General features: G+C 76.0%; 15 protein-coding genes and 1 riboswitch. Of the genes, 8 read left to right on the forward strand and 7 right to left on the reverse strand.

Annotated features, from left to right (window positions below):
* The first annotated feature begins 160 nt into the window (after positions 1–160).
* Positions 161–1,633 (forward strand): LGFP repeat-containing protein, encoded by a 1,473-nt coding sequence (locus ACI783_RS04655; RefSeq protein ID WP_457139349.1) that lies wholly within the window; start codon positions 161–163, stop codon positions 1,631–1,633.
* 107 nt (positions 1,634–1,740) lie between these two features.
* Complete coding sequence (locus ACI783_RS04660; protein WP_457139350.1) at positions 1,741–2,337, forward strand: hypothetical protein; 597 nt, start codon at positions 1,741–1,743, stop codon at positions 2,335–2,337.
* 16 nt (positions 2,338–2,353) lie between these two features.
* Here ACI783_RS04660 and ACI783_RS04665 read toward each other — a convergent pair whose 3' ends face one another.
* The 3 genes from ACI783_RS04665 to ACI783_RS04675 are packed head-to-tail and all read right to left on the reverse strand — an operon-like array spanning position 2,354 to position 3,948.
* A complete protein-coding gene (locus ACI783_RS04665; RefSeq protein WP_457139351.1) occupies positions 2,354–2,884 on the reverse strand; it encodes a DUF488 domain-containing protein in 531 nt (176 codons plus the stop codon).
* A gap of 5 nt (positions 2,885–2,889) precedes the next feature.
* Positions 2,890–3,348 (reverse strand): cupin domain-containing protein, encoded by a 459-nt coding sequence (locus tag ACI783_RS04670; protein WP_457139352.1) that lies wholly within the window; start codon positions 3,346–3,348, stop codon positions 2,890–2,892.
* 9 nt (positions 3,349–3,357) lie between these two features.
* Positions 3,358–3,948, reverse strand: a complete 591-nt coding sequence (locus tag ACI783_RS04675) for a class I SAM-dependent methyltransferase (protein ID WP_457139353.1) — start codon at positions 3,946–3,948, stop codon at positions 3,358–3,360.
* Between the two features lie 110 nt (positions 3,949–4,058).
* Here ACI783_RS04675 and ACI783_RS04680 point away from each other — a divergent pair, with 110 nt between their 5' ends.
* The gene (locus tag ACI783_RS04680; RefSeq protein ID WP_457139354.1) at positions 4,059–5,393 is read left to right on the forward strand and encodes a DNA polymerase IV; all 1,335 of its coding nucleotides are present in this window, start codon (positions 4,059–4,061) and stop codon (positions 5,391–5,393) included.
* Positions 5,394–5,482: 89 nt separating this feature from the next.
* The gene (locus ACI783_RS04685) at positions 5,483–6,424 is read left to right on the forward strand and encodes a tetratricopeptide repeat protein (protein ID WP_457139355.1); all 942 of its coding nucleotides are present in this window, start codon (positions 5,483–5,485) and stop codon (positions 6,422–6,424) included.
* 4 nt (positions 6,425–6,428) lie between these two features.
* On the opposite strand, the gene thiD is transcribed toward ACI783_RS04685, so the two are convergent.
* From thiD to thiM, 3 genes are all read right to left on the reverse strand, one after another.
* Entirely contained in the window at positions 6,429–7,247 is an 819-nt protein-coding gene (thiD, locus tag ACI783_RS04690; protein ID WP_457139356.1) for a bifunctional hydroxymethylpyrimidine kinase/phosphomethylpyrimidine kinase, read from the reverse strand.
* Positions 7,244–7,909 carry a thiamine phosphate synthase gene (gene thiE / locus ACI783_RS04695; protein WP_457139357.1) on the reverse strand — a complete coding sequence of 222 codons (666 nt, stop codon included), beginning with the start codon at positions 7,907–7,909 and terminating at the stop codon, positions 7,244–7,246. The genes thiD and thiE overlap by 4 nt, the downstream gene beginning before the upstream one ends.
* A complete protein-coding gene (thiM, locus tag ACI783_RS04700) occupies positions 7,909–8,703 on the reverse strand; it encodes a hydroxyethylthiazole kinase (protein ID WP_457139358.1) in 795 nt (264 codons plus the stop codon). The genes thiE and thiM overlap by 1 nt, the downstream gene beginning before the upstream one ends.
* A riboswitch (TPP riboswitch) is annotated at positions 8,696–8,789 on the reverse strand. It overlaps the preceding gene by 8 nt.
* Before the next feature lie 125 nt (positions 8,790–8,914).
* On the opposite strand from thiM, the gene ACI783_RS04705 reads away from it, so the two are divergent.
* From ACI783_RS04705 to ACI783_RS04720, 4 genes are all read left to right on the forward strand, one after another.
* Positions 8,915–10,645: a DUF222 domain-containing protein gene (locus ACI783_RS04705; protein ID WP_457139359.1), complete on the forward strand. Its 1,731-nt coding sequence runs from the start codon at positions 8,915–8,917 to the stop codon at positions 10,643–10,645.
* Between the two features lie 20 nt (positions 10,646–10,665).
* Positions 10,666–11,133, forward strand: a complete 468-nt coding sequence (locus tag ACI783_RS04710; protein ID WP_457139360.1) for a GNAT family N-acetyltransferase — start codon at positions 10,666–10,668, stop codon at positions 11,131–11,133.
* A gap of 190 nt (positions 11,134–11,323) precedes the next feature.
* Positions 11,324–11,929, forward strand: coding sequence for a hypothetical protein (locus tag ACI783_RS04715; protein WP_457139361.1), 606 nt, complete (start codon positions 11,324–11,326; stop codon positions 11,927–11,929).
* Entirely contained in the window at positions 11,926–13,335 is a 1,410-nt protein-coding gene (locus ACI783_RS04720; protein WP_457139362.1) for a LamG-like jellyroll fold domain-containing protein, read from the forward strand. The genes ACI783_RS04715 and ACI783_RS04720 overlap by 4 nt, the downstream gene beginning before the upstream one ends.
* Positions 13,336–13,341: 6 nt before the next feature.
* Here ACI783_RS04720 and ACI783_RS04725 read toward each other — a convergent pair whose 3' ends face one another.
* On the reverse strand, positions 13,342–15,159 hold the full coding sequence (locus ACI783_RS04725; RefSeq protein ID WP_457139363.1) for a DEAD/DEAH box helicase family protein: 1,818 nt from the start codon (positions 15,157–15,159) through the stop codon (positions 13,342–13,344).

Raw genomic sequence — 15,159 nt, forward strand, 5'->3', positions numbered from 1 at the left:
GCACGAACGCGACACGCCGCGGCTCCGGCGGTCGGGGTTACGCGGCCACCGGGCGCACTACCTTCCCGCTCACACGGCGCACACAGGTGCACCCGTGCCCGGACAGCGGGGAGCTCCAGTGTTCGGTCTGCGTCGATCCGTTCGGCGGCCCGGTGGCCGTGTGCGGGCGGTCGGTCTCGCGGCGGTCGCGGCGGCGGCGCTGCTCGGCGCGCCCGGGGTGGCGTCGGCGGAGGAGCCGACGGCGGCCGAGCGCGGCGCCGGCTGGGCCACCGACGTCGCCCCTGCCCGGGCCGCCGCGGTCGATCCGGTCCCCGTGCCCAGCGGTCCCACGCCGATCAGCACCAAGTACGCCGCGACCGGCGGCGCGGGCGGTCCGCTCGGTGCCGTGCTCGGCGCCGAGGACTGCACCCTGGTCGGCGGCGGCTGCGTCCAGGAGTACGAGTACGGCGAGATCGTCTGGTCCGCCGCCACCGGCGCCCGGGCGCTGACCGACCCCGACATCTTCCTCGCCTGGTACGACGCCGGCCTGGAGGCCGGGTCGCTGCGCTACCCGACCAGCGACACCTTCTGCGGCCTGCCGGATGACGGCTGCGGCCAGCACTTCCAGGGTGGCTCGATCTACTGGTCCCCGCCCGCCGACGCCGCGGTCATCGTCCCCGACGCGGTGCGCCGCATCTGGTCGAGCGCCGGCTGGGAGCGGGGCAAGCTCGGCTACCCCCTGCAGGACCAGGAGTGCACCCTCCGGGACGGTGGCTGCCTGCAGCGCTTCCAGAAGGGCGGCGTCTACTCCAGCCCGGCGACGCCGACGGTCGCCGTCCTGAACGGCGTCGTCCGCAACCGTTGGGGCGCCGGCGGGTGGGAGCGCGGCTGGCTGGGCTACCCGACGAGGGACACCTTCTGCGGGCTGGCCGGCGGCGGCTGCGGGCAGCACTTCCAGGGTGGGTTGATCTACTCCTCCCCGGCCGGCGCGTTCGCGGTGTCCGCCGGGATCCGCGACCGCTGGGCCGCCCAGGGCTGGGAGCGTGGCATCGGCCTGCCCACCAGCGAGGCCTTCTCGATCGGCGCCGGGACGGCGCAGCACTTCCAGCGCGGGTCGATCTACCCGACCCCCGGCGCGCCCCCGCTGGTCGTGCCGGGCGCCTTCCGGGACGCCTACGCCCGGCAGGGCTGGGAGCGCGGCTTCCTCGGCTACCCGCTGTCCGGCGTCTTCTGCGGGCTCGAGGACGGCGGCTGCGGCCAGCACTACACCGGCGGGTCCATCTACTCCTCGCCGGCCGGGACGTACGTGATCCCGAAGGCGATCGTCGACGCGTGGTCGAAGCAGGGCTACGAGCGCGGCGGCATGGGCTACCCGACCTCCGCGGTGTTCTGCGGTCTGCGCGACGGCGGCTGTGGCCAGCACTTCCAGGGCGGGTCGGCCTACGCGGGTGGCCCGATCACGAACGGCTACCGAGCGATCGTCAACTTCGTCTCCGGGCCCATCCGGGACGCGTGGGCCGCACAGAGCTGGGAGCGGGGCCGGCTGTCCTACCCGGCGGGCGCCATGACCGTCCGCAACGGGCTGGTGAGCCAGCCGTTCGTCGGTGGTGGGATCTCGGTCCGTGACGGGCGGGTGTCCGTCTGGTACCGCTGACCCTCCGGGCACGGTGCCACGGTCAGCCGATCGGGTGATCGACCTCAAGGTGCCGCCGCAGCTGCCGATCACTTCCGAGAACGTTTGTTCTCGATGAGGAGTGCCCCATGCTCGGACTGGTTCCTGCCCTGCTCGCCAAGGTCGCCTCGGCGGGCCTGGGTGTGAAGCTCACCGCGGGCGCCGCCGCCGTCGTGGTCGCCGGTGGAGGTGCGGCCGCCACCACCCAGGTGGTGCAGTCCGCCTCGGAGAGCACGTCGGTGACCGCGCCGGACACGACGGTCGAGGCAGTCAGCACCGATGCCTCCACCACCGAGGCCCCGGTAGAGGAGGAGTCCCCGGTCACCGAGCCGGTCGCCGAGGAGCCGGTCGCCGACGAGCCCGTCGTCGACGAGCCGGTCGTCGACGAGCCCGTCGTTCCCGAACCCGTCACCGACAAGGTCCCGGACACCGAGACGTCGCAGAACCACGGTCAAGCGGTGTCCGAGGTGGCCCACCAGAGCTTCGAGTCCGGGCGCGAGCACGGCCGGGCCGTCTCCTCGGCCGCCCGGCAGAACGGCGGCGCGAACCGCCCGGCGCCGGCTCCCCTTCCTGCACTCGCGCCGGCCCGGAGCGAGGACACCGCCGAGGTGGCTCCGCAGCCGGCCGCCGTCGACCAAGCCGGCAACGGCAACGGCAACGGCAACGGGCGGGGTCGCCAGGGCTGACCCCCGGCCGGCCCGGTCAGGACCGGGCCGGCCAGCGCACCGCGCCGTCGTCCCCGAGCACCGCGCCCTCGGCCGGCCGGTGCGGGGCCAGCCGGCCGTCGGGCATCAGGTGGTGCACCGGCGTCCCGTGCGCCAGGACGGCGACGTCGGCGATCAGCCGCCGGTGGCAGCGCCACCACACGTTCTCGCTGCACATCACCGCGACGACCCGCTCCCCGGCGGCGGTGAGCACCTCGTCCAGCGCGGTCGCGAACTCCGCCGTCCGGGTGTGCGCGGCGTAGGCGGCGAACTGCGCCACCGTCCACCAGTCGTCGACCACCGGCTCGCCCGGGGGCAGCCGCCGCCGGCCGCCCAGCCGCGGCTCCCAGCGGTAGGCCACGCCCCGCTCCGGCAGCCAGGCCGCCAGCGCCTCCCGCCGGACGTCGGGGTTCACCCGGCTGCCGGGGAAGCGCCGCACGTCGACCAGCTCGACGATCCCGGCGGCCCGCAGCCGGTCGCCCAGGCGGGTGCGGTCGTCGGGCCCGTGGCCGACGGTGAGCAGCGGCACGCCGGTCAGTCGCGCAGGTTGAGCTGGTCGTGCCGCAGGGCGAAGGCGTCGACCTCCTCGGTGCTGGGCGTGCGACCGCCGGCGTGCAGCTCCAGCAGCCCGGTGAAGTAGTCCTCGCGCGGGATGCCCGGGGTGAACAGGATGAGGAACCGCGCGCCGACGTCGGGGCCGGCCGACCGGAAGGCGTGCACCCCCGAGCGCGGCACGTACAGCAGGTCGCCGGCGTGCGCGGTCGTCCACTCCCCGTTCGCCAGCACCGCCAGCGAGCCCTCCAGCACGTGGAACGCCTCGCTGAAGGTGCGATGCAGGTGCGGCCCCGGCCCGCTGCCCCCGGGCGGCATGGTGACCTCGAACAGCCCGAAGTCCCCGCGCGTCTGCGCTCCGGTGGCGACGAACCGGGTGCGCCCGGCGCTGGGCTGATCACCCCGGCGGGAGAACGTGGCCGGGTCGGGCAGGTGGGTCATGCCGCCGTCCTACCTCGTCCGCAGCACTGCGACCAGGAAGTCCGACTCCGGCGTGAACGGCCGCAGGTCCCAGGTGGACAGCAGCAGGTCGGGCACCAGCCCGGCGGCCCGGACGTCGTCCAGGAACTCGGCGAAGTCGTAGCCCCGGCCGGCGCCGAAACCGATCGCCGCGCGACCGCCGTCGGCGAGGTGGGCGGCGAAGCGCTCCAGCACCGTGCGCCGGGTGCTGGGCGCCAGGAACGCCATCACGTTCCCGGCGCAGACGATGCCGTCGAAGCGGTCGGGCAGGTCCAGCTCGGCGAGGTCGCCGACCAGCCACCGGGGGCCCGGGTGGTCGGCCTCGGCGGCGGCGATCAGCACCGGGTCGACGTCCACCCCGACCACGTCGTGCCCTTCCGCGGCGAGGAAGGCGCCCACCCGGCCCGGGCCGCAGCCGGCGTCGAGCACCCGCGCGCCGCGTGGCAGGAACGCGTCGACCAGCCGCGCCTCGCCGGCCAGGTCGGCGCCCTGGGCGGCCATCACCCGGAACCGCTCGGCGTACCGCGCCGAGTGCTCCGGGTCGGCCTGCGTGATCTGCACCCACTGGCTCTGCTCGGTCATGCCCTCGTCGCTCCTCGTGCTCGGTCGGTCGGGGAGATGATGGATCCCCCGGGGGAGCAGCCCCGCGGCGGCCCGGCGTGTTCCCGGGAGGCGAGAGGGGGACCGACGGCGTGCGGCGCGAGCCGAGCATCATGCACCTGGACCTCGACGCCTTCTTCGCCGCCGTCGAGCAGCGTGACAAGCCCTCGTTGCGTGGTCGTCCCGTCGTCGTCGGCGGCACCGGCGGCCGCGGCGTCGTCGCCACCGCCTCCTACGAGGCCCGGGCGTTCGGCGCCCGCAGCGCCATGTCCACCGCGGAGGCCCGCCGGCTCTGCCCGCCCGGCACCGCGTTCCTCGGCGGCCGGTTCGCCGCCTACCGGCGCACGTCGGAGGTGGTCATGGGCCTGCTGCGCGAGCTCTCCCCGCTGGTGGAGCCGGTCTCCATCGACGAGGCCTACGTCGACCTGGCCGCCGGCGGGCACGACCTGTCCGTCGCCGGTGTCACCGCGCTGGCCCGCGACCTGAAGGAGCGCATCGCCGCGGCCACCGGCGGCGTCACCGGCTCGGTCGGCGTGGCCACGTCCAAGTCGCTGGCGAAGATCGGCTCCGAGCTGGACAAACCGAACGGGCTCACCGTCGTCCCGCCCGGCTCCGAACTGGAGGTGCTGCACCCGCTGCCGGTGCGCAGCCTGGGTGGGGTCGGCCCGGCCACCGCCGAGCGGCTGGCCAGCATCAAGGTCACCACCGTCGGGGAGCTGCACCGGCTGTCGCTGGTCGACCTGACCAGCCTGGTGGGCCAGGCGCACGGCAGCGGCCTCCACCGGCTGGCCCGCGCCGACGACGACCGTCCGGTGGTGCCCGACCGGGAGGCGAAGTCGGTCAGCGCGGAGGAGACCTTCGCCCGCGACCTGACCGACCCGGCGCGGCTGGCCGCGGAGATCGAGGCGCTCGCGGTGCGGGTGGGCACCCGGCTCCAGCGCTCGGGCACCTCGGGGCGCACGGTGACGCTCAAGGTGCGCCGCTACGACTTCACCACCATGACCCGCTCGCAGACCCTGCCGCACCCGGTCGACGCCCCCCGGCAGATCGCCGAGGTCGCCCACCGGCTGCTCGCCGGGGTCGACCGCAGCGGTGGGCTGCGGCTGCTCGGCGTCGGCGTCTCCGGATTGTCGACGTTCGTGCAGGGCGACCTGTTCGCCGAGCAGGACACCGGTGCGGTGGTGAGCACGGAGGAGCCGGTCGAGCCGGTGCCGGCCGATCCGGCCCCCGGTCCGTCGGTGACCGCCTGGTACCCCGGTCAGGACGTCGTCCACGCCGAGCTGGGCGCGGGGTGGGTGTGGGGCAGCGGGCTGAACCGGGTGACCGTCCGCTTCGAGGGGCCGCGCACGGCGCCCGGGCCGGTCCGCACCCTGGCCGCCGACGACCCGGACCTCGCCCCCGGCGAGCCACCGGACTGGACCGGCTGAGACGGCCCACCCCTGCAGGCTCCCCCGGACTGGTCAGTCCGCGTGCGCAGCCGTCGACGGGCCGTGCGCAGCCACCCCAGACTGCCCGCATGACCCGGGACGGCGCGGCGGAGGCCGAGATCGACGACCTCATCAACCGTGGCTGCGACCTGGCCAAGGCCGGGGACCACGCAGCCGCGGTGGTCGCGTTCGGCCGGGCCGCCGCGCGCGGCTCGGCGCTGGCCTGGTTCAACCTGGGCAACAGCCTGGCCGAGCTGCGCCGCTGGGACGAGGCGGCGCACGCCTACCAGCGGGCCGCGGCCGACGGTGAGGACGACGCCTGGCTCAACCTGGCGATCGCCTTGTTGCACGTGGAACGGTGGGCCGACGCCGAGGAGGCCGCGCGGGAGGCGCTGGCCGCGGGTGACCGCGCCGCCTGGGCCACCCTCGGCACCGCCCAGCTGGAGCAGGGGCAGCGCGAGGAGGCCCGGGCCACGTTCCGCCGCGGCGCGGAGCTGGGTGACCCCGACGCGGCCGTCCACCTCGCCTGGTCGCTGCGCGAGGAGGGCGACCTGTCCGAGGCGCAGGCGTGGCTGCAGCGGGCCGTCGACGCCGGGGACGCCCACGCGCGGGCGGTGCTCGCCTGCTGGCGGTGGGACGAGACGCGGGACCCTGCGCTGGAGGGCGAGCTGCGGGCCGGGGTCGACCGGCACCCCTCCACCCGGGTCGACCTGGCCGACCTGCTGCGCACCGCCGGCCGGCTGGACGAGGCGCGCAGCGTGCTCGAGGCCGGGGCGCTGCGCAGCGAGGAGGAGAGCTGGCGGCCGCTGGGCAGCCTGCTCGCCGAGGAGTTCGACCACCCGGTCGCGGCCGCGGCCGCCTACCGGGCGGGCATCGACGCCGGTGACCTGCACTGCCACCACGACCTGGGCGTGCTGCTGCTGGAGCAGGGCGACGTCGACGGCGCCATCGAGCAGCTGCTGCGCGGGGCCGAGGGCGGCGACCAGATGGCCGCCCGGCTGCTGCGCCAGGTGCTCGACGCGGAGAGCTGAGCGCTCACCACCAGCCGGCGAAGTGGTGCACCGGGCCGTGCCCGGAGCCGATCCTCAGCGCATCCCCGGCGGCCAGGGCGGCCTGCAGGTAGTCCCGCGCCTGCTCGACCAGCGGCGCCCAGTCCACCGGCCGCCCCGCCTGCCGTTCGCGGGCGGCCAGCGCGGCCAGCGCGGAGGAGAGCGTGCACCCGGTGCCGTGCGTCGACGTCGTCTCGATGCGGGGCCGCCGGGTCTCCACCACGCGATCAGCGGTGACCAGCACGTCGACGCTGTCGTCCCCGCCCAGGTGCCCGCCCTTGAGCAGCACCACGGCCGGGCCGAGGGCCAGCAGCGCCCGGGCCTGGTCGGGCAGCTCGTCGACGGTCGTGGCCGGGGCGACGTCCAGCAGTGCGGCGGCCTCGGGCACGTTCGGGGTGATCAGGTCGCTGACCGGCAGCAGGTCGGCGCGCACGGCCGCGACCGCCTCCTCGGAGATCAGCCGGTCACCGCTGGTCGCCACCATCACCGGGTCGCAGACCACCGGGCCGCCCGGCCGGCCGGCCAGCGCGGCGGCCACCTCGCGGACCACCTCGGCGGTGCCCAGCATGCCGAGCTTGGTGGCGTGCACCGTCACGTCGGCGAACAGGGTGCGCAGCTGCTCCCCGACGAACTCCGCCGGGACGCCGTGCACGCCGGTGACACCGCGGGTGTTCTGCGCGGTGAGCGCGGTCAGCACCGCGGTGCCGTAGGCGCCCAGCGCGCTGAACGTCTTCAGGTCGGCCTGGATGCCGGCGCCGCCGCTGGGGTCGGAGCCGGCGACGGTGAGGGCGACGGCGGCGGTCATCGGTCGATCAGCTCCTGGGTCAGCGCGGCCCGCAGCTCACGGGCGGCGGCGGCGGGATCGGGGGCGGCGCAGATGCCCGAGACGACGCAGACGCCGTCGACGCCGGTCGCCCGCACCTCGGCGGCGTTGGCGGCGGAGATGCCGCCGATCGCGACAGCGGCGATCCCGCCGGCGTGCGCCCGGGCGGCCAGCGACCGGGCGCCGGTCAGCCCGAGCCCCGGGCCGGCGTCGGGCTTGGTCGGGGTGGCCCACACCGGGCTGAGCCCCACCACGTCGACCGTGCCCGGCGGCAGGGCCAGCACCCCGTCCAGGTCGGCGTCGTCCCCCACCGAGACCCCGACCAGGGCGTCGGGGCCGAGCAGGGTGCGCACCTCGCCGGCCGGCAGGTCGTCCTGGCCGACGTGCACCCCGTCGGCGCCGGCGAGCAGCGCGACGTCGACGGCGTCGTTCACGAACAGCCGCACCCCCGGGGTGGGGGCGAGCACCGCCTGGACGGCGCGGGTGAGCGCGAGCAGGTCTCGCCGGCCCGCGGTCTTGTCCCGCACCTGGACGGCGGTGACCCCTCCGGCCACCGCGGCGGCGACCACCTCCGGCACCGATCGCGGCGCGCACAGCAGGGTGTCGGTGACCAGGTAGAGCGTGGGGTCGAAGGCGCGTCGCATCAGGCGGCGCGGACGTCGGCGCGGGTGAGCGCCTCGCCGTCGAGGGCGTCGAGCGCGTCGAGCCACTGCGGGGCGAAGGTGCCCGGCCCGTCGGCGAGGTCGGCGGCGACCTCGGCGGCCAGCGCCACGTGCGCGTGGGCGGCGACGGCGCCCAGCAGCGGGTCGCCGGTGGCGGCGACGTAGGCGGCGGTCAGCGCGCCCAGCGCGCACCCGGCGCCGGTGGTGCGGGTGAGCAGGACCGAGCCGCCGCCGACGCGCAGCGTGCGCTCACCGTCGGTGACGACGTCGACCGGACCGCTGACCGCCACCACCCCGCCGGTGCGCCGGGCCAGGGAGGCGGCGATCTCCACGGCGTCGTCGGGGGCGGCGGTGCTGTCGACACCGCGTCCGCCGGCCCCGGCGCCGGCCAGGGCGAGCACCTCGGAGGCGTTGCCGCGGACGACCGTGGGCCGCAGCTCGACCAGGTCGGCGGCGAGGGCGGTGCGGAACCCGAGCCCCCCGACGGCGACCGGGTCGAGCACCCACGGGGTCCCCGCCTCGCCCGCGGCACGAGCGGCCAGGCGCATCGCGTCGGCGGTCCGCTGGGAGACGGTGCCGACGTTGATCAGCACCGCGGAGGCGACGGCGGCGAACTCGCCGGCCTCGGCCGGGTCGTCGACCATCGCCGGGGCCGCGCCCACGGCGAGCAGCGCGTTCGCGGTGATCGTCTGCACCACGGTGTTGGTGAGGCAGTGCACCAGGGGTGCGGTGTCGCGCAGCGCCTCACGGGCGGTGCGCAGGGAGGTGGCGTCCACGCGGTGACATCCCTTCGCCAGTGCGAACTGGAGCAGGTTCGACGGGTGTGATCTCAGTCCCGGGCGGGACACCCCGTGTCAGGACATCGACGCTAACACCGGCGGAGTCCTCGCTGACCGGCCAGGGGCTGGTGCTGGACACCTTCCAGCTGCCGGACATCCAGGCCGAGGGCAGTTACCTGGGCCGACCTGGGCCGACCTGGGCCGCCGGGTGCTCAAGGAGGAGAGCATCGCCGAGGCGCGCGCCCGGGAGACCGCCCAGCAGGAGCAGCTGCTGGCCGACGAGGCGATCGCGGTGGCCCAGCGGCAGCTGCAGCTCAAGCAGGCCGAGATCGACGCGGAGATCGACGCCGGCAAGGAGAAGGTCGCCGAGCGGACCGCCGCGCTGACCCAGGCCCAGCTGGACACCAAGGTGCGCCGTCCCGCGGACGCCGAGCGGTACCGGGCCGGCGCGCGACTGAGGGCCGCCCCGCGATCGAGTCGCCGGCGTTCCCGCGGGAACGCCGGCGGGCCGCTGAGCTGCAGTTCTGTCGTACCCCCTCGGCAGCATCGCGTCATGGGTGCAGTCGGAGCGGTGCAGGACGTGGCGGAGCAGCGGTCGGTCGAGGAGCTGGCCCGGGAGATCCGGTCCGGGGCGGTGCGGCTCGCGGCGGCGACGGCTGCCTGGCTGCGGCTGGTCGCGGAGTTCGACGCCCGCGGAGGCTGGGGCGAGGCCGGGGTGCAGAGCTGTGCGCACTGGCTCGCCTGGCAGTGCGGCATGAGCCCGGGCGCCGCACGGGAGCACGTCCGGGTCGCCCGGGCGCTGGGTCCACTGCCGGTGACGGCAGAGGCGTTCGCCGCCGGTCGGCTGTCGTACTCGAAGGTGCGGGCGATCACCCGGGTGGCCGACGCCGCCACGGAGGTCGAACTGGTCGAACTGGCGCGGCACGCCACGGCGTCCCAGGTGGAGCGGGTGGTGCGCGCCTGGCGACGGTCGGACGCCGTCGACGAGGGGCGGGTCGCCGAGCAGCGTTCCTTCCGGTGGCACTGGGACGCCGACGGCATGCTCGTGCTGCAGGTCCGGATGGACGGCGAGTCCGGCGCGGCGCTGCTGGTGGCGGTCGAGTCACTGGCCGAGCGGGATGCGCGCCGGGAACGCGCCGCCGCGACCAGGGCGGCTGCGGCCGACGCCCCGTCCGACCGCACGGCCGACCGCACGGCCGATCCCGAAATGTTCCCGCGGGAACGGATGAGCGCCCGCCGCTGCCGCGCGCTGGCCCAGCTGGCCGAGGTCGCCGCCGACAGCGGACGTCGAGCCGGCGACCCGCCACGCCGGGAGGTGGTGGTGCACGTGGACGCCGACGTGCTCGCCGACGACGCCGCGGCCGGACGGGCGCACCTGGAGGGCGGCCCGGCCCTCTCCCCTGCCCAGGTGCGGCGGATGGCGTGCGAGGCGTCGCTGACGGTCATCGTCGAACGGCACGGCCAGCCGCTCGCACTGGGCCGCCGCCGGCGGTTGGCGACCCGGGCCCAGCGGCGGGCGTTGCTGGCCCGGGACGGCGGCTGCGCGCGGCCGGGCTGCACCGAGACCCGGATCGAGCGGCTGCACGCCCACCACCTGACCCCGTGGCGGCTGGGCGGTCGCACCGACGTGTCCGCGATGGTGCTGCTCTGCGACGTCGACCACGGACTGGTGCACGACGAGGACATCGTGCTGGACCGCCGGGGCCGGCAGCTGGTCGCCCACAACCGGGCGGGGCAGCGGATCTGGGCCCCGGCCGATGCCGCGTTCGAGGCCGGCCTGCCCGTCGAGGGGACCGGGCCGGCCCGGTCGCTGCTCTCCCTGGTCCCGGACGGCCCGCTCCCGGACGCCCTGCCGGCCGGCGGGGAACGGATGGACCTCGGCCACGTCGTCTGGGCGCTGCTGGCCCACCGCGACCACCTGCGGCGGGCGGCGGCCTGATCGGTTGCGACGATGACGCGGTGACCGATGCACGGGTGACCGGTTCGCCCCGCCTCCGCCAGGCGCCGTTCGCCGAGCTGACCCCGGCCGAGCTGTACGGCATCCTGCGGCTGCGGGTCGACGTGTTCGTCGTGGAGCAGGCCTGCCCGTACCCCGAGCTCGACGGCCGGGACACCGAGCCGACCACCGAGCACCTCTGGTTCGCCGACGACGACGGCACGGTGCTGGCCACGATCCGGGTGCTGCACAACGGCGAGGACCGCGCCATCGGCCGGGTGGCCACCGCCGTGGGCGCGCGAGGTCGGGGGCTGTCCGCGGCGCTGATCCGCCGCGGTCTCGAGCTGTGCGCGGGCCGCACCGTCGACATCGGCGCCCAGGCGTACCTGGAGAGCTGGTACGAGCGCTTCGGCTTCCGCCGGTCGGGCCCGGACTACGACGAGGACGGCATCCTGCACCTGCCGATGCGGCTGGTGGCCCCGCAGCGCTGAGCTCGGCGGCGTCGGACCACCCAGCGTGACCGGCTCGCCCGGCCCTGAGTCGCACCTCCCACATCCAGTCACCCAGTGGAGTGGCACGGTCACCAGGAGTCTTCCCGGGTCGGGCCGCCCGGTCCTAGCGTCGAGGGCTGCAGGAGGTGGCCGGCGCGGCCGACTCCCCCGGATCCCCGGAGAGCCAGGCATGACGAGGGTGACCCTCCGCCGTCCCACCCGTCGCGCGACGCGACGCGGGATCGTCGTGTCCTCGGCCGGCGCGCTCGTCGTCGCTGCCGCGCTGGTGTGGCAGGCCGCGTACGCCGGGTTCACCGCCACCACCCCGTCGTTGGCCGCCGGCGTCAGCACCGGCACGGTCGCGGTGACCAACGAGATCGAGGGCCTGGGCACGGTCACCCTGCCCGCGCTGCGCCCGGGGGTCACCTACACCGAGTGCATCACCGTGACCTCCACCGGCTCCGAGCCGGCACAGGTGCGCCTGTACGTGCAGCAGCGGACGGCCACGGTCCCCGGGTTGACCGACGCCCTGGACTTCAGCTGGACCGCCGGGACCGGTGGCGGCGTCAACGACGACTGCGCCGGCTTCACCGCCCTCACCGCGCCGCTCGCGACGACGCTGGCCCGGTTCCCCACCACCTACGCCGACGGCGTCCTGCCCTGGGACACCGCCGGCGGCGCCGCGCCCGAGCGCCGGACCTACCGGGTGAGCTTCGCGCTGTCCGCGGACGCGCCGACCAGCGTCAAGGGCGCCTCGGCCAGCGTCATCTTCGCCTGGGAGGCGCAGCAGCGATGAGCAGCACCACCTGGCGGCAGGGCTGGACCGCGCTCGTCCTGAGCACGCTGAGCCGCATCGCGCTCGGTGCCCTGGCGCTGCTGCTGGCGGCCTCGGTGCTCCCCGCCCTCGTCGGCTGGCAGTCCAGCGTGGTGATGTCCGGCTCGATGGAGCCCACCTTCTCCCCTGGCGACGTCGCCGTGGTCCGCCCGGTCGCCACCGCCGCGCTGGAGCCCGGCTCGGTCGTGCTCGTGGACGACCCGGACCTGCCCGGTCAGCTGCGGCTGCACCGACTGGTCGCCGTGGAGTCCGGCGGGCTGCAGCTGAAGGGCGACGCCAACCCCCGGGCCGATGGCTCCCTGGTCGATCCGGCCGACGTCCACGGGGCGGTCGCGTTGCGCCTGCCGCTCGTCGGCGAGCCGGCCGTCTGGTTCGCCGAGCGGCGGGTCTGGCCGCTGGTCGGCACGGCCGTCGCGCTGGCCGCGCTGCTGGCGCTCGCCGTGGCCCACCGCCGTCCCGACGACGCCCCTCCGGCCGGACCACCGGCCGAGCGGACCGACGACGGGAAGCGACCCGGCTGGGGCGGCGTCCGGCGATCACCGGCCCGCGTCCTGCGCCGGGGCACCGTGCTCACCGCCGCCGTGGTGCTCACCGTCTCGCTGCCCGGCGCCACCGCGGGTTTCAGCGACACCGCGTCCACCCCGCGACTGACCGTGCCGATCGCGGCCGCCTGGAACTGCACGGATGTCGCCGGCGGGGCCAACGCCGCGCAGTACTTCCGCCTCCAGGAGACCCGGGGCAACGTCGCGAGCAACACCGGTGCGGCCCGGACCGCGGGCAACGGCACCTACGCCGGCAACGTCGCGTCGACCGCGAGCGGCCCGCCGTGCGGAGCGGGGGACGACCGGGCGATCGTCTTCGACGGCAGGAGCGCCAGGATCTACAGCACCCAGGCCGTGCCCGGCCCGCAGACGTTCTCGCTGCAGCTGTGGTTCCAGACCACGACCGGCGGAGGCGGCAAGCTGATCGGCTTCGGCAACGGTACGAACGGCGACCTGTCCAGCAGCTACGACCGGCACGTCTACATGACCGACAGCGGGCAGCTCGTCTTCGGCGTCTACAACGGCTCGATCAGCACGGTGACCAGTCCGCGGGCGTACAACGACGGTGCGTGGCACCTGGTGACCGCGACCTTCTCCGCCGGCGACGGGCTGCGCCTCTACGTGGACGGTGCCCAGGTCGCGAGGGGCTCGGCGACGGGGGCGGAGCCCTTCACCGGGTTCTGGCGGATCGGCTTCGACAACCTGAACACCTGGCCGTCGGCTCCCACGAGCAGGTACTTCGCCGGGTCGCTGGCGCACGTGAGCATCTACGGCACGGTGCTCAGCGCCGCCCAGGTGCGGGACGCCTGGCAGATCACCCGCTGACGGGGATCAATCACCACCGGTCAGCGAGGCAGCGGGCAGCCAGTCGGCGTCCAGCAGCTCGGCGATCTGCTGCAGCCCGGCGGTGTCCCCGCCCGCGGTGGACCCGGTGACCGCCAGGCGCTCGACCATGACCCGGGCGACGTCCTCCTCGACGGTGTCGGCGGCGAACGCGACCCGCCACGGCGACACCTGGTGGTCGCGGTGCGTGCGGCCGGTGACCTGCCGGGCCGCGATGCCGGAGAACCGCGGCTGGTGGAACAGCCCGACCCGCGGGGTGGTCGAGGCGACGAGGCCGCCGGGCAGCTGCTCACCGGCGTGCAGGCTGATCGAGGCGGTCACGGTGAACACGCACACCGGCGCCTCACCGGTCTGGAACCGCAACCGCTCGGCCTCGACGTCGAACCGGTCGCGGCCGTAGATCCCGGCGACGGCGATCCCGCCGTCCAGCAGCGCCTCGCGGATCGGGTCGGCGGCGGTCTCCACGAACTCGACCGACACGGCGACCTGCCGCCCGGCCTCCACCTGCGCCGTTACCCAGTCGACGGTGGCCGCGGCCCGGATCAGCCCGGCCTTCTGCCGGAAGCGCAGCAGCGCCGCCCGGCCGCGGGCGGTCTCCCGCTTCCGGCGGGCCAGCTGCATCTCGGCGCGGAACTCTGACCACTCCGCCTCGTACTGCGCGCGCTCGGCCGGGGTCAGCTGGACCGGGGTGCCGGTGACCGACACCGGCCCCCAGGGCGCGGGCCGGTGCAGGGTGGCCGGCGGGTCGGTGTCGGCCAGCCAGCTGCGCAGCCGGGCGAGGTCGGCACGGCGCTCGTCGGCGTCCTCGGTCCACGCCCAGCCGTAGCGGCCACGTTCCACGTGGAACCCGTGCGCGGCGAGCCGGGCAGGGAGATCGGCCCACTCCCGCAGCGGCTCGCCGTGCAGCGTGGCGAAGTGCGGCGCCAGGTAGGGGAGCTCGAGCGGGGTGTGCGCCGGCGTCGCCGTCGCGAGCAGCACGAAGGGTGCGTCCTTGACCCGGCCGCTGCCGGAGACCGCCTTCCAGTGCTTCCACCGCTGGGTCGTCGTGTGCCGGACCATGTGCGCCTCGTCGGCGACGACGACGTCGAAGCCGTGCCCGGTGGCCTTCGTCGCGGCGGCCACCTTGCCCAGCCGGTCCCAGGTGGTCACGCACCAGCGCAGGCCCTGCCCGTCAGGTGCGGCGCCCCCGAACCCGCCGATGGAGCGCGCCCAGTGCGGCACGGTGATCGCCGCCGGGCGGTCGGCGACGACCAGCACCCGCCGCACCGGGCGCGGGGTGGCCGCGCGCTGCTCGGCGATCCGCTGGACGGCGAGGACGGCGGTGCCGGTCTTCCCCACCCCGGGGTCGTCGCCGAGCAGGAACATCCGCCCGCCGGCGGCCGCGTGCGCCGCGATCACGCCCGCGCCGGTGACCTGCTGCTCCCGCGGGGTCATCGGCCGGGCGGCCGGCAGCGGGCGGGGGACGGTGTTGAGCTCGTCCTCCAGGTACCGCTCCAGGCTGTGCGGCGGCGGGTCGTAGGGCTGCAGCGCCGCGGGCAGCGCGGCGCCGACGTACACGTGCGCCGACAGCCCGGCGTGCCAGCTCGCCCCCGGCGCGGGAGCCCGGAAGGGGACGGCGAGCACCCACACCCGCTCCCCCGGCCCGGCCACCGGCAGCTCCGGCGCTGCCTTCTTCGGGGCTGCCTTCCGGGCGGCCGCCGTGCGGGCCGGGGCCGCCTTCCGCGTGGGGGTGGCCTTCCGGGTGGTCGTCGTCCGGGCGGTGGTGCTGGTGGACGAGCGGGTGGCACGCCGGCGGCGTCCGGGCAC

The sequence above is a fragment of the Modestobacter sp. SYSU DS0511 genome, from assembly GCF_054050755.1.

Excerpts from the sequence above, each read along its gene's own strand:
- ACI783_RS04660 (WP_457139350.1), top strand. The coding sequence starts at position 1,741 with ATGCTCGGACTGGTTCCTGCCCTGCTCGCCAAGGTCGCCTCGGCGGGC.
- ACI783_RS04715 (WP_457139361.1), top strand. The coding sequence starts at position 11,324 with ATGACGAGGGTGACCCTCCGCCGTCCCACCCGTCGCGCGACGCGACGC.
- thiD (WP_457139356.1), bottom strand. The coding sequence starts at position 7,247 with ATGACCGCCGCCGTCGCCCTCACCGTCGCCGGCTCCGACCCCAGCGGC.
- ACI783_RS04675 (WP_457139353.1), bottom strand. The coding sequence starts at position 3,948 with ATGACCGAGCAGAGCCAGTGGGTGCAGATCACGCAGGCCGACCCGGAG.
- ACI783_RS04685 (WP_457139355.1), top strand. The coding sequence starts at position 5,483 with ATGACCCGGGACGGCGCGGCGGAGGCCGAGATCGACGACCTCATCAAC.
- thiE (WP_457139357.1), bottom strand. The coding sequence starts at position 7,909 with ATGCGACGCGCCTTCGACCCCACGCTCTACCTGGTCACCGACACCCTG.
- ACI783_RS04670 (WP_457139352.1), bottom strand. The coding sequence starts at position 3,348 with ATGACCCACCTGCCCGACCCGGCCACGTTCTCCCGCCGGGGTGATCAG.
- ACI783_RS04720 (WP_457139362.1), top strand. The coding sequence starts at position 11,926 with ATGAGCAGCACCACCTGGCGGCAGGGCTGGACCGCGCTCGTCCTGAGC.